Annotated in this window: 18 protein-coding genes; all 18 read left to right on the forward strand. The window is 70.4% G+C overall.

From position 1 onward, the window contains the following. The first annotated feature begins 483 nt into the window (after positions 1–483). The 18 genes from OG764_RS23450 to OG764_RS23535 all read left to right on the forward strand — a co-directional run bounded on the left by OG764_RS23450 (position 484) and on the right by OG764_RS23535 (position 13,387). Complete coding sequence (locus OG764_RS23450) at positions 484–741, forward strand: DUF6284 family protein (RefSeq protein WP_328970389.1); 258 nt, start codon at positions 484–486, stop codon at positions 739–741. 11 nt (positions 742–752) lie between these two features. Further along, positions 753–1,010 carry a DUF6303 family protein gene (locus tag OG764_RS23455; RefSeq protein WP_328973136.1) on the forward strand — a complete coding sequence of 86 codons (258 nt, stop codon included), beginning with the start codon at positions 753–755 and terminating at the stop codon, positions 1,008–1,010. Further along, on the forward strand, positions 1,007–2,086 hold the full coding sequence (locus OG764_RS23460; RefSeq protein WP_328970390.1) for a hypothetical protein: 1,080 nt from the start codon (positions 1,007–1,009) through the stop codon (positions 2,084–2,086). Before OG764_RS23455 ends, OG764_RS23460 begins: the two co-directional genes overlap by 4 nt. After that, a complete protein-coding gene (locus tag OG764_RS23465; protein WP_328970391.1) occupies positions 2,083–2,418 on the forward strand; it encodes an RRQRL motif-containing zinc-binding protein in 336 nt (111 codons plus the stop codon). Before OG764_RS23460 ends, OG764_RS23465 begins: the two co-directional genes overlap by 4 nt. After that, on the forward strand, positions 2,415–2,600 hold the full coding sequence (locus OG764_RS23470; RefSeq protein ID WP_328970392.1) for a hypothetical protein: 186 nt from the start codon (positions 2,415–2,417) through the stop codon (positions 2,598–2,600). The genes OG764_RS23465 and OG764_RS23470 overlap by 4 nt, the downstream gene beginning before the upstream one ends. 18 nt (positions 2,601–2,618) lie before the next feature. Beyond that, on the forward strand, positions 2,619–2,861 hold the full coding sequence (locus OG764_RS23475; protein WP_328970393.1) for a hypothetical protein: 243 nt from the start codon (positions 2,619–2,621) through the stop codon (positions 2,859–2,861). 35 nt (positions 2,862–2,896) lie between these two features. Continuing rightward, positions 2,897–3,523 carry a hypothetical protein gene (locus OG764_RS23480; RefSeq protein WP_328970394.1) on the forward strand — a complete coding sequence of 209 codons (627 nt, stop codon included), beginning with the start codon at positions 2,897–2,899 and terminating at the stop codon, positions 3,521–3,523. 1 nt (position 3,524) lies between these two features. After that, the gene (locus tag OG764_RS23485) at positions 3,525–3,743 is read left to right on the forward strand and encodes a hypothetical protein (protein WP_328970395.1); all 219 of its coding nucleotides are present in this window, start codon (positions 3,525–3,527) and stop codon (positions 3,741–3,743) included. A 693-nt stretch (positions 3,744–4,436) separates the two neighbouring features. Then, positions 4,437–4,907: a hypothetical protein gene (locus OG764_RS23490; protein ID WP_328970396.1), complete on the forward strand. Its 471-nt coding sequence runs from the start codon at positions 4,437–4,439 to the stop codon at positions 4,905–4,907. Between the two features lie 17 nt (positions 4,908–4,924). Beyond that, positions 4,925–5,317: a hypothetical protein gene (locus OG764_RS23495; RefSeq protein ID WP_328970397.1), complete on the forward strand. Its 393-nt coding sequence runs from the start codon at positions 4,925–4,927 to the stop codon at positions 5,315–5,317. Between the two features lie 14 nt (positions 5,318–5,331). Beyond that, positions 5,332–7,515, forward strand: a complete 2,184-nt coding sequence (locus OG764_RS23500; RefSeq protein ID WP_328970398.1) for a type IV secretory system conjugative DNA transfer family protein — start codon at positions 5,332–5,334, stop codon at positions 7,513–7,515. After that, complete coding sequence (locus OG764_RS23505) at positions 7,512–7,970, forward strand: DUF6197 family protein (protein ID WP_328970399.1); 459 nt, start codon at positions 7,512–7,514, stop codon at positions 7,968–7,970. The genes OG764_RS23500 and OG764_RS23505 overlap by 4 nt, the downstream gene beginning before the upstream one ends. Before the next feature lie 17 nt (positions 7,971–7,987). After that, positions 7,988–8,143: a hypothetical protein gene (locus tag OG764_RS23510; RefSeq protein ID WP_328970400.1), complete on the forward strand. Its 156-nt coding sequence runs from the start codon at positions 7,988–7,990 to the stop codon at positions 8,141–8,143. A gap of 90 nt (positions 8,144–8,233) precedes the next feature. Further along, positions 8,234–8,974: a DNA cytosine methyltransferase gene (locus OG764_RS23515; RefSeq protein WP_328970401.1), complete on the forward strand. Its 741-nt coding sequence runs from the start codon at positions 8,234–8,236 to the stop codon at positions 8,972–8,974. 44 nt (positions 8,975–9,018) lie between these two features. After that, positions 9,019–9,819, forward strand: a complete 801-nt coding sequence (locus OG764_RS23520; RefSeq protein WP_328973137.1) for a DNA primase — start codon at positions 9,019–9,021, stop codon at positions 9,817–9,819. A gap of 1 nt (position 9,820) precedes the next feature. Beyond that, the gene (locus OG764_RS23525) at positions 9,821–11,299 is read left to right on the forward strand and encodes an ATP-binding protein (protein ID WP_328970402.1); all 1,479 of its coding nucleotides are present in this window, start codon (positions 9,821–9,823) and stop codon (positions 11,297–11,299) included. Between the two features lie 511 nt (positions 11,300–11,810). Continuing rightward, the gene (locus OG764_RS23530; protein ID WP_328970403.1) at positions 11,811–12,008 is read left to right on the forward strand and encodes a helix-turn-helix transcriptional regulator; all 198 of its coding nucleotides are present in this window, start codon (positions 11,811–11,813) and stop codon (positions 12,006–12,008) included. Then, complete coding sequence (locus OG764_RS23535; RefSeq protein ID WP_328970404.1) at positions 12,008–13,387, forward strand: tyrosine-type recombinase/integrase; 1,380 nt, start codon at positions 12,008–12,010, stop codon at positions 13,385–13,387. Before OG764_RS23530 ends, OG764_RS23535 begins: the two co-directional genes overlap by 1 nt. Positions 13,388–13,433 lie beyond the last annotated feature (46 nt).

The following is a 13,433-nucleotide window of genomic DNA, read 5'->3' on the forward strand; positions in this document are numbered from 1 at the left end:
GGCCGTCGGGGCGAAGGCGCCAAGAGATGAGGGCGGGGACGCTGCAATCCCGCTAAAGGCCAGGTGAAACAGGGTTTCGGCCCGTACTGGCGAGGTGGCCCGGCGACCGCGAGCAACGGCCGGAGTGTGGGGACGAGGTCCCCCTTGCAGTGCAATTCCTGTGCCCATCAGCTCTGGAGGTTCGAAGTGATCCGCTCAAGACACTTGGCCGCTCGTCTGCTGGACCGGCAGACCTGCGTTGCCCTTCGCGTCTTCCCGATCTCCCCGTCAGCAGGCCAGTAGGTCTGACGCGCTTCGGAGTCGGTCACCTCGCGGCGCCAGGTCGCCGCCGGTTGCCTCCTCCGCCTGTCCTGTGCCCTTCGGCGCTGTACGGGCGGGGTGGGGGAGCTGGATGCATTCCTGCTTCACAACGAGGTGCGCCCCCGGTGCTGGAACACCGGGGGCGCTGTTCGGTCCCGTTCCTGGTGAGAGGAGCAAGACACGATGAATCCCATCGTTGCACGTCACGTGGGTGTTACCCGTCTGCCGGTGGATCTGGAACCGACGGACGCGGAGCTGGACGCGATCGAGGACGAGATGGACGTCATCTCGGCCGAGGTCGAACTGCTGGACGCGCTGATCGTGCTGCTGGACCGGCCGGCGTCGGAGTTCGACGGTCAGCGGGTCCGGCGCGCGCACCGGCGGGTGCTGGCGGCCCGCCGGGACGCGGCGAACCGCGCGCTGCCGCCGGCGGTGGCGTGATGCGAGCGCAGATGGCCTGCCGCGCCGGCAGGTGGCACCTGTACGTGATCCAGCCCGGTGCGTCCCGGTGGCCGGGGCACGCGTTCACGGGGGCTGTGGTGCCTACGGTCGCGGAGCGTTCACGGGCCCTTGAGGCCCTGGGCTACGTGTTCACCGGGTCGCCGGAGTGGACGTGGGTGGAGGACGCCGAGCAGTACGGCAACCCCGCCTCGGCGGTGGTCCTGATCGCCGCGGCGTTCGTCGCCCCGGCCGACGGGGGTGCAGCATGACCGGCGGCCGTGAGCTGACGCGGGCCCAGAAGACGGTGCTCGGCGCTGCGTTCGTGCCGATGCTGGTGACGGGCGCGGCCGGCGGGTACGGGACGTACTCGAACATCAAGGCGGTCTACGGGGCGGGGACGGCGGCGGGTGCGGTGGCGGCCGGTGAGGGCGCGACCGCTGTGCTGGCGTTGGTCCTGCTGGGGTTGACGATGCTGGGCCAGTCGTCGCCGCTCGCGGTGCGGGCCGGTCTGTGGGTCCTGCCGGCCGCGGCTTCCGCGATGGCGGCGGTGTCGGCCCCGGATGCGGGCCGGACCGTCGTCTATGCCCTGACCCCGATGGGCATGACGGCGGCGGCCGAGGGGATGGCGTTCCTGGCGCGGCGGATCGTCGTCCACACCGACGGCCGCGACGCCGATGCCGAAGCCCGCGCCGCGGCCGTCGTGCAGGCGCTCGCCTATCACCGAGCCCGTGCGGCCAACCACCCTGACACCAAGGTCCGCGAGCGGTCCGAGCGTGCTTCCTGGCGACTCGCCCGCAAGGTCGGTACCGGGGACACCCGGCTCGGATCCCAGCTCCTGGATGTCCAGCGGGAGCGGATCACGACCGGCGCAGACGTCGCCCTGGGCGACATGTTCGCGATCACCGTCACACGCGACGACATGCCCGTCACGGCCGGGCGTGACGCCGTCACGGCCCCCGTGACGCCCGCCCTGCCCACCGCCCCCGAACCGGCCCCCCTCACCGACCCCGTCACGGGGGCCCGTGACGGGCAAGACACGCAGGTCAACGCCCTCACGGACGGGGCCGAGAGTGAGGCCGTCACGGGTGGCGTCACGGGTGGAGTCACGGCCGTGACGCTGGACCAGCTCGCGGCCATCGCCGGGGTGGCGACCCCGCTGATGGGGGAGCCGCTCACGGACGAACAGCTCGTCGTCGTCCTGCGGTACCTGCGGTACTCGGACGACCCGCCGCTGTCCTACCGGCAGACCGTCGCCGCGTTTCGCGAGTCCGGGTTCACCGGCGGCGAAGCCCGGATCCGTGCCGCCTGGGCCACGCTCATGGCCCAGGAAGAGAGCCCCCGGTGAGCACCCTGCCCGTCTACCGGTGGCGCCTGGCCCCGGACGGCTTGGCCACCCGCCGTCAGCTCCGCGCCGCTGGGCTCCGGCCCGGTGGCCAGCACGTCACCGCCCAGCTCGAACGCCCCCGGCGCAGGAGCGGCCCGCTGGTCGCCTACCTGTACCGGATCGAACTCGCGCTGCCGGTCCGGCCCATGACTCCTGCCAGGGCCGCAGCGCTCGCGAAGGCCAACACTGCCCGCCGTACCTGCCCTGCCTGCCGGACGGATGCCGGATACGTCATCCCCGCCCACCTCGGCCAGTGCAACACCTGCGCCGACTCCCGAGGAGCCCGCCCGTGAACCTGCGCCGTCTCGTCTTCCCCGTCTTCCTGCTCGCCGGTTTCGGCGTGGCCGTCCACACCTGGCGGGAGCTGTCCGCCCACGGTGTCGGCGCCTCCCTGACCCTCGCCTGCTCCGCGGCCGCGGTGGCCGTCGGGGCCCAGCTCGGCCGGACCCTGGCCGACCACCTCGACCGCAACTGAAACCGGCAAGGAGTTTCCATGACCTCCCAGGCCTCCACTACCGCCACCGCCACCGCCGCCGAGCAGGGCTCGTATCACTGGATTCTCACCCTGGAGCTGCCCGGCAGGGCAGCGGTGACGCAGAACGGCACCTACACCCCGCCCGCTGGAACGACCCGCTTCGACGCCTACCTGGCCATCCGGGAGTACGTCGCCGCCGGACACGCCGAGCTGTCCAACGGCATCGTCTCGTTCTTCTCCCTGGACTCGAACCAGCTCTGACCTGCACCGCCCCAGCACTGGAAGGAGGAACCGCCGTGCCCGGAATCGACTGGGACGAGGAGTTCACCCGCATGAACGCCGCGGCCCCGGAGCAGCCCGCCACGTCGTCCAAGGTCTCCGTCACGCTCGGCGGGGTCCGGCGCAACACGGCCGCGCTCGCCGTGTGCGGCACGATCGCCGTTCTCGCGGTGTGCGGGACGGTCGTGGCCGTCACCAGCATGCAGGGCGAGCAGGCCGTCCAGGACCGCGCGCGGGCCCAGGAGGAGTCCGCGAACGCCCTGGTGGAGGCGGAAGCAGGCAAGCAGCGGGCGAAGCTCGCCGAGGACGCGGCTAAAACCCTCTACGAGCGGCAGATGGCCATCTACCTGGAGTGCATGAAGGGCCGCGCCGCGGCGGTGGCGAAGGCGGCCAAGTACGACGTCGCGCGGATCGCCGACTGCGAGGCCCCGACCGCCCTGGGCGCTCCCGCCCCGGAGCCTGAGGCGCAGGAGTCCGGTGGTGCCGGCGGCATCGCCTCCAGCCCGTGGCTGTGGGTGGCGCTCGTCGGCGGCGGTGGCCTCTTCGCCTACAAGAAACTCTCCGCCCCGTCCGTTTCCGTCTCTGGTTCGAGTGCAGTCGCCTCCGCGAACAACAAGGGATTCACCTTCGAGAAGGGTGCCTGAAATGACGCTCCAGTTCTTCGCCCTCGCCCTGTTCTGCTGGGCACTGTTCTTCACCTTCAAGAAGACCAAGGGAAAGCAGATGGCGATCTGCATCATGCTGATCGTCTCCGGGATTTTCCTGCCGTACACGCCGTTCAGTGAAGAGATCAGGGGCACCCTCGAATCGGTCTTCAGCACGGCGAACAACACGGTCGACAGCATCGGCAGCACGTCACGCTAGGCAACCATCTCCTGGTTACCGGTTACCGGTTACAGCCCGCAGACACGACCCGCACCCCCGTACGAGGGGCCGAACCGGCGTCCACGGGGGCTGTAACCGGTAACCGGTAACCGCCAGGCAACTACACAGTGCTACGGAGGGGGGCTCGTGGAACTCCTGATCCTTCTCGCCATCACCTACCTGACCGGCGTGGGCAACACGCACAACAAGTACGGACAGGCGGGAATCAAGAAACCCAAGAAGAAGCCGAAATCGCAATGGTCCCCGACCAGGGCACCGGAGACTTTCCGGAACGCTCCCTACAATGCGGCGGCGAAAGCCCATTACGGGCTGCTGGCGGGCGCCAACTGGGCCGGTGGCCTGCGTGACGGATGGCGGTCCGCCTACCTCAAGAAGCCGGAAACCAATTCCTCCGGTTTCCCCTCCGGTGCGGATCCTGCGGGACCGGCGGGGCCCGTCCCGGGGACCGGGGTGCCGCCGAAGCCCACCGTCCCCCCGACGGCACCGCCGCCCAAGCCCACCGCACCGCCGAAGCCCACCGTGCCCCCGACGGTCCCGCCTCCGGGGCCGACTGTTCCGCCGCCGGGCGCCGGTCCGACGGTCCCGCCGCCGGATCCGGGGATTCCGCCGCCGGGCACTGTTCCGCCGCCTCCGGCCGTCACGCTCCCCGACAGCTTCAGGAAGGACCCTGCGATGCAGCCCAACCCGCCCGTTCCGCACACCGCGACCGTCGATGCCAACGGTGTCCACGTCACGACGGCCGCCGGGAAGTCCCGTACCTACAGCGGTGGTGAGGTCATGACGCTCACGCAGGTCATCGACCTTGCCGAAGGCGCCGCCACTTTGTGCCAGTCCAGCCTGGAGACCTGCCTGGAGCTCGTGGACGAGTCGGCGGAGCTCGCCGCGGATTGCGAGGTCCTGATCGCCGAGATCACTGAGAAGGAAGTCGGCGCGAACCTCATCGGCAAGTGCGAGTACCTGAAGGAACAGCTCGCGCTCCAGGCCGCCGCCGCGCAGAAGGTCCACGACCAGATCCAGGGCGGGGAGGAGGCGTGCCGGATGGCGTCGGCGAACGCCGAGGTCCGGCACGGCCAGATCTTCCGGGCCGTCGCCGACTCCCCGCTGACCAAGCCCGCCGAACGCGACTTCTACAACGCCCGATAGACGAGGAGAAGCCCCTGATGTCTGCCGCCGAATCCCTCAAGGACGCCGCGAACTACGCGGCCCTGCGTACCAAGCTCGCCTGGCTCACCCACAAGGTCCACGAACACGCGGACACCGTCACCAAGCTCGCCTCCGACGTCGATGACACGGCGGAGCAGATGCAGGACGCCTCGGAGACGATGAAGGCGCTGGCCGTGGACGACGCGACCACCGCCGAGTTCGCGGACGCGGCCCTGACCATGACCGGCGCCAAGGAAGCGGCCGGCGCCTACACCGCCGCCGCGGACAGCGCGGCCGCCGCCGCCGACGACGCCAAGACCACCGTCGAGTCCGACCACGGAGGCATCGCCGACGCGGTGGAGACCTCGCCCGTCGACATGGCCGAAGCCGTCTTCTACACCCAGCCGTAAGGGAGATACGGATCATGGGGCCGACCCGAGCACAGTTCATCCAGTACGCGCCCGCCGCTCTCGCGGTCGCCTCCGCCGCCGTCGGCCCCTGGTCCGCCCTCGCCGCCGGAGCCGCCGGAGCAGGAGCCTGGGCGCTCAGCACGTCCGCTCCTGCCCTGCGGTCCCTGATCGCCTGCGGGATCACCGCCACCGGGTGCGGCATCGCCGCCCATCAGATCCTGGCTACCGGCATGAACCCGCTGTTCGCCCTCGGGTTCGCCGTCCCGGCCGGGGCCGCCGTCCTGGCCCACCACCGCAATACCACCGGCCTCCCGACCCTGCCGGCCGTGGTCACCGCGGAGGCCCCGGCGGCCGGGCAGAGCTCGCAGGAGCAGATCATCACGGCGTGGTGGACGGAGTTCATCTGCGGCCCGACGCAGACCGAGGGACGCAAGCTCATCCAGCCCGGCGCCGCCCTCGCGCACCTCGCCGTCGACGTCGGGGACGACCACCTGGCCTTCACCGGGATCATCACCCTGCCCCAGGGACAGCAGGTCCGCGTGAAAGCCGCCGACATCGCCGCCGTCTACCAGATCCCCGTCTCCCAGATCGGGATGGGAGACCCCAAGCACTACGCACCCAACGCCCTCCCGATCACCGTCCACCTCAAGAAGGCACCGCCAGCGCCGCAGATCGCGGCCCCCGGCACCCCGACAACGCCTGAGCAGGTCTGGGCCGCGCACGTCGCTGTTCCGGATGGAGCGATGCCCGGCACCACCCTCACCCTGACCCGCTATGACGGGCCCCTGGACTGGGAGGGGATCGCCACCCGCGACCGGAAGGCGATCGGCACGGTCAACCTGCAGGACCTTGCCGGGAACCTCGATCTGGAGACCATCCAGATCGCCCTGGCCCCCGCCGACAAGCCCTCCCAGATGGGGGTGCGCGTCATGCGGGAGCACGCACTGATGCACGGCACCATGCTTTCTGCGGTCGCGGACGAACTGGCCATGGACGCGCGCGGGTACGTCCGCCTGGGCACTTACATCGACTCCCGCCCGGCCCTGGTCCCCCTGGCCCAGCCCGGATCCGGCGCCCGACACCTCTACCTCGTCGGCGGCTCCCGCTCCGGAAAGTCCGGAGTACTGGAACAGGTCCTGCTCTCCGCCCACCGCTCCCGTGTCGCCGTGATCCTGGCCTCCCCCCAGGCCGGAACCATCGCCGGAGCGGGCCTGGCCGCGTACTGCGGGGACGGCCTGGACGAAGCGATGGGCGCCCTGCGGCTGGCCTACGCGATGATGCTCGACCGCGAAGCCCGCTACCGCTCCCCGGCCTTCCCCTTCACCGACCCGCTGATCCTCATCGTCATCGACGAAGCCCACATGCTCCTGTCGGTGGCCTCCCCGTACCACGCCGAGGCCAAAGCGATCGTGGAGCAGCTCACCCGCCGCTCCCTCAAGCGCGGGATCGGCGTGGTCCTGGCCACCCAGACCCCGCTCGCCGAAGACCTCGGCAACTCCACGATCATCCGCTCGCAGCTCCTGATCGGCGGCGGCGCCGTGTTCCTGCGCTGCGCGAAGGGCCAGGGCTCCCTGGTCGGCACGAACGCGGTCGAGGGCGCGGAGGGCATCGACTTGTCGATGATCCCCCCGCAGTGGCCGGGCCAGTACGCCAAGGTCGCCGACCGCGACATGACCGGCCTGGCCACCGCGTCCTCCGCCGCACCCGAGGACGGCACCTTCGGCCTCGGCTACCTCCTCACCCCCGGCTCCCAAGCCGTCCAATTCCGCTCCCTGCACCTCGACGTACCGCCCGCCTCCCTCGCCGGGTCGATGCCGCCAGTCGCTGTCGAGAACTGCCAGGCCTGGCAGCACCGGGAGGCCATCAGCAGCACCCCGGTGGTCGACCAGCGCGGCAAGAACCTCGTCGGCAGCCTCACCGACCTCCTCGCCAAAGCACAGCAAGAACCGACCGCAGCAGACCAGCCCCGGACCGCCGCCGGCCACGCCGGGGCCGTCGGTGCTGCGGTCCCTCCCGACGGACAGGAGCTGATCAAGCCGCGAATCCTCGAACTCCTTCGAGACGAGTCCATCCCCATGACCGCCGAGACCATCGCCCGCAAGCTCGGCACCACCGCGAAGAACATCAAGCCCCGCCTGTCCGAGCTGAAGAAGCGCGACGAGATCACCAACGAAAACGGACTCTGGAGGGCCGCATGAACACCCGCACCGAAACCGACTTCACCCCCGTCGACCCCGACCTGTACGCGAAGGCATTCCAGCTCCTCGACCCCGCACCGGAACCGATCACCCCCGTGGCCCCGGCCGCCCCGACACCGGTCTCCCACGTCCTCGCCGCCCCGCCCGTGCACCGGACCGGCCCGGTCGAGAAGACCCTCGCCGATGCCCTGGCCTTCCTCGACACCCACGGTTGGGCCAAGCACCGCCTCATCCACCCCGAAGGCGCCCGCTGCTCCATCGGCGCTCTGCGCGCAGCGGCTGGCGCCCGCACCACCGCCTATCGCGACGCCGGGAACCTCCTGCTGGACGAGGCCCGCCGCCAGCACGGCAAACAGTGGGAGTCGATCCCCACCTGGAACGACTCCCACACCGGACCCCAGGTCCGCAGCGTCTGGGAAGCCGCCATCCAGCGCGCCCACCACCTCAACATCTGACCTGGCCGGAGTCGCCCGTGTCGTTTCGCTTCACCGACCCCAAGCCGAACAACGAACCGCCGTTCACCTTCACCGGACCTGCGGACATCGAAGAACAGCTCCAGGCGATCACCGACCTGGCACACGACATCCTCCGCCTCGTCGCCGACGTACGTAGACAGATCAGCGCCTGAACAGCCTGCCCAGGAAGCACAGCGAGGGCGGCCCCGTCTCGCCAAAGTCCGGGCCGCCCTCAACCAGCTATCCAACTGGAGGTATCCAGCATGACCCACCCGACCCTGATCCGGCGAGAGCACACGGACAACGACCGTCCGCTGTTGCTGGACCTGTTCTGCTGCGCCGGCGGCGCGGCCATGGGCTACCACCGCGCCGGATTCACCGTCCACGGCGTCGACAAGGTCGACCGATCCGCCCGCTACCCGTTCGCGTTCCGGCAGGGAGACGCCCTCACCATCCTCGTCGACCTGATCGACTCCGGGGAGATCACCGCGTACTCCCTGATCCACGGCTCCCCGCCCTGCCAGGACCAGTGCACGCTCACCGTCGGAACCAACCGCTCCCAGGGCTGGGGCGGCACTCACATCGACCTCGTCGCCCCCACCCGGGAGCTGCTGGACGCGTCGGGGGTGCCGTACGTGATCGAGCAGCCCAACGGGAAGGCGAAGATCCGCAAGGACCTGACCCTGTGCGGGGAGATGTTCGGGCTCGGGGTGCTGCGGCACCGGAACTTCGAACTCAGCGGCTGGACCACCAGCAAGCCCAAGCACCGCAAGCACCGGGGGCGGGTCCGGGGGTGGCGGCACGGCGAGTACCACGAGGGACCGTACGTCGCCGCCTACGGCTCGGGTGGGGGCAAGGCGGACGTGGCGGAGATGCAGGCCGCGATGGGCATCGACTGGACCGACGTCCGCGAGGAGCTGACCGAGGCCATCCCCCCGGCCTACTCCGAGTGGATCGGCCGCGCGTTCCTCGCCCGTGCCTTGTCCGGGCAGGTGGCCGCGTGAGGAGCACAGGCCGATTCCTGCCGACCGCGCTGTGGCTGTCCGGGATGGGGCTGCCCGTGCTGCCTTTGCGGGAGGGCAAGGTCCCCTTCGGGAACTGCCGCACCTGCACGGGCAACGCGTGCGGTGGCCGGCCGAACATGAAGACCCCCGGCCCCTGTATGTGCCGACGGCCGTGCCACGCTTGGGCTGCCGCGACGAAGGATCCGGCGGTGATCGACTCGCCCGGCTGGCAGACGGCCTGGCGGCAGGCCTGGGCTCTCGGCTATCACCCCGGCGGCGTCGGCCGCACCGTCGTCGACCTCGACAACGCTGATGCGATCGACTGGGCCCGGCAGGCACTGCCGCCCACCCGGATCATGCTGACGACGCGCGGGGAGCACTGGATCTACCAGGGCACCATGCGGTCGGTGAACGGCGTTCGCGAAGGCGTCGACATCAAGTCCCTCATGAGCTACGCCCGCTGGCTCGGCCCCGGCACCGGCCCCCTGACGGCGCTGCCCGACACCGTGCGCGCACTCGCCGCCGACAAGCCGACCGCCGTCCAACCGGCACCACCTCGGGTAGCCGCTGCCGTTCCGGCCGGGGGCGGGCCGTGCCCGCACCGCACGCCCGCCTACCTGGAGCGCGGCATCGCCATGGCCGAACAGTCCATCACCGATGCCCACAGCGCGATCCACCACACCGTCTACCGGGTCTTCCTCGCGGTGCTGTCCCGGCACGGCCGGTGCGGCTGCCTCACCGAAACCCACGTCCACCTGCTGTTCGCCGCCGCGTACGCCAAGGGCGAGTCCCTGCGGCACTGCCAGACCGCCTGGTCCAACGCCCGCACGGCCTTGGGGATGTGACATGCCTGAGGACGAGAAGAACCCGGCGGCTCGTGAGGTCATCACCGACTACGCGCAGTCCCATTTCCGGTACTTCCGCACCGTGGACGGCATGGTCTACGCCCAGCGCAACGGCCACCCCGTCGCACGGCCGATCCGCTCCCAGGGGACGACCGGCAGCCACCGGCAGGAACTCATGGTCGGCCTGTTCCGCGACGGGGTCGGCGTCTTCAACGGAACCGCCTTGAAGGAGGCACTCGACTTGATCGAAGCACTCGCGCTCACCGAGGACGTCCAGCCTGTCCACATCCGCGTCGCCCCCGGCTTCGACGGAGCCACCTGGCTCGACCTCGGCCGCGACGACGGCAAGTCCGTACGCATCCACCCGGGCGGCTGGGACATCCTCATCCCCGACCCCCGCGAGGTCTGCTGGCGCCGCACCCAGCTCACCGGCGAACTCCCCCTCCCCGCCAAGGACACCGACGGCAAAGGCATCGACACCCTGATGCGCCTGGTCAACTTCTCCAGCGCCCAGAGCGAGGGCCTGGCCCTGGCCTGGCTCGTCGGCTGCCTCGGCCCCGACGTCCCCGTCCCCGCCCCGTTCCTCACCGGCCCCCAGGGCGCAGGCAAGTCCACCGCAGGCAAGATGCTCGTACGGATCATCGAGGGCATGAGCGGCGACCTGCGCCGCCCGCCCAAGGACGAAGAGAACCTGATCACCGCCGTCGCCGCCGGGTGGATCACCGGCCTCGACAACCTCTCCCACCTCGGCCCGGACCTCTCCGACCTCATGTGCTGCATCGTCACCGGAGCCGAGAACATCAAACGGGCCCTGTTCACCGACGGCGACGTCGTCCGCTCCCGCTACCGCCGCCCCCTCCTGCTGACCGGCATCGACGTCGGCGTCATCCGCCCCGACCTCGCCGAACGCCTCCTCCCCCTCCGCCTGGAACGCCCCCGCGCACGGCGGACCGAAGCGGAACTGTGGACGGAGTTCGCGCGGGACCTGCCCGTCATCCTCGGCTCCGTCCTCGACCTCGCCGTCAGCGTCCGCGCCGCCCAGGCCGACATCCCCACCGACCTGCGCATGGCCGACTTCGCCCACCTGTGCGCGCAGCTCGACGCCGCCCGCAGCTTCGGCGCGCTGGACGCCTACCGGACCAGCCTGGACGACCTCAACGACGACGTCATCGAGGGCGACCTCCTCGCGCAGACCGTCCTCAAGCACGCCGCCGGCGTCACCCCGGGCGAGGAAGTCCGGATGACGTCGGCGGAGTGGCTGCACACCCTCACGCAGCTCTACGCGGGCGAGGACTTCCGTCCCCTGCCCAAGGGGTGGCCCACCACCGGCAAGGTTCTCTCCGACCGCCTCAAGCGGCTTCAGCCCACCTTCGCCGCGCGGGGCGTCCAAGTTGACTGGGGCCGGACCAACACCGCCCGCTACATCGCACTGACCCGCCAGGCCGTCGCCGCCCCGGCCCAGAGCGCCCCGATGTTCTGACCCGCGCCCCCGGCGGGGGTGCCCGCACGGGCAAGAAGAGCACCCCCGGCCAAGGCGGCGGGTGCTCCTCTTGCTGTTCCGGCGGCTTGCCGCCGCTGCGCAAGGCGCGCCGCGCAGCGGCTCCTTCTCACGCTCGAAGGCGAGCACCACCACAGACAAAAGCACCCGCCTTTTTCCTAAGAGAAGAGAACCTGCGTCACCTGCGTCACCAGCACCCCCGAAACCGCTCCTGGCCTGCGGTGACAGGGGTGACGCAGACGGCCCACGGCTGCGTCATCCCGCGTCACCTGCGTCACCGCCCTGCGTCACCCGATGACACAGGTGACGCACACCGGTGACGCACAGCCAACCCCTGTGTCACCGAAAACCGCAGGTCAGAGCACCAAATGACGCAGATGACGTGGTGACGCAGAAATCCAAGCCTCGGACGCACACGGCCCCGAGGGCTTCACCTGGCCGCGCCCGCGCCTGAACCTGCCCCACTCCACATCCGCTCCGGAGGTACGCCTGCATGGCCACCCACACGCGCACCCGCGGAATGCTCACGGTCCCGCAGGTCTGTGACGAACTCGGGATCTCGCGATCCACCTTCTACGACTGGCGCTTGAAGCGCCGGGCCCCGCGCTGCATCAAGCTCCCCAACGGCGAACTGCGCGTCCGTCGGGGCGATCTGGACATCTTCTTGAACGACTGCGAGGACGCTGCTTGATGGACACGACGTACGACGTGAAGATCTGGAAGATCGCCGCGCGGAAGCAGGCCAAGGGGACCACGTACACGGTCCGTTGGTTCCTGGGTGGCAAGGAGTGGCGGGCCCCGTTCGCCACGGCCGCCCTCGCGGACGCCTTCCGCTCCGAGCTGGTGAGCGCCACCCGCAGGGGGGAACCGTTCAGCGTGACCACCGGGCGCCCGGTCTCCCACAAGTCCGGGGCGTCCGAGGTCAGCTGGTACGACTTCGCTGTGCAGTTCGTGGACCACCAGTGGCACCGGACCTCGGGCAACAGTCGCAAGACCACCGCCAAGGCGCTTACGGCCGCCACGGTGGCGCTATTGAAGGCGCCGGTGCCCAGCACCTTCGACCCGGTGCTGTTCCGGCGGGCGCTGCGGGAGTACGGGTTCAACACCCGCCGGCGGGCCGACGCTCCGCCGGAGGTGCTGCTCATCCTGAAGTGGATCGAGCGGAACAGCGAGACCATGGCCGCGTGGGAGAGCACGACCAAGGTCGACGCTGTCCTCCGGGCCGTGTCGTCCGTGCTCGACGGCACCACCGCCGCAGCAAGCACGGTCAAGCGCAACCGCCGCGTCCTGAACGTCGTGATGGAGCACGCGGTCAAGCACGACGTCCTTCGGGTCAACCCGCTTCCGAAGGGGCGGGGGTCGACCCCGAAGACGTCCACGGCCGTCGACAAGCGGGCCCTGCTCAACCCCCACCAGGCGGCGCACCTGCTCGCTTGGGTGCAGGGCAGGCCCCGCGGCGGCAAGCGGCTGCACCCGTTCTTCGCGACGATGTACTACGCCGGCGCCCGCCCGGAAGAGGTCATCGCCATGGACGTGATGGACGTGCGGCTGCCAGCCGCGGACGCTCCCGACCAGTGGGGCGAACTGCTCATCCACACGGCACAGCCCGAGGTCGGCAAGCACTGGACGGACGACGGGGCGATCCACGAGGAGCGCGGGCTGAAGGGGCGGGCCGCGGACGACATGCGGGTTGTCCCGTGCCGACCCGCGCTTACGAAGATCCTCCGTGAGCACGTCGAGCGTGAGGGGCTGAAGCCCGGGGCTCTGCTCTTTCAGGGGGAGAAGGGGGAGATGCTCGCCGGTTCCGTCATCCGGCGGGCCTGGCGCTCCGCCCGCTCCGAGACGCTCACGCCGGAGGAGTACGCCTCACCGCTCGCGCGAAGGGTCTACGACCTGAGGCACACCTGCCTGACCAACTGGCTGAATGACGGTGTGCCACCCGCGCAGGTAGCGGAGTGGGCTGGCAACAGCGTGCCGGTGCTGCTGGCCGTGTACGCGCGCTGCATCGTGGGTCATCTGAACGACCTCAAGAGCCGGATCGAGGCAGGGGGAGACCTTCCCGAGGTCTGAGCGGGGCCGCGGAAACCCCACCGTGTATCCACCGTGGCCACCCGTA

Source organism: Streptomyces sp. NBC_00239, assembly GCF_036194065.1.
Lineage (GTDB): Bacteria > Actinomycetota > Actinomycetes > Streptomycetales > Streptomycetaceae > Streptomyces.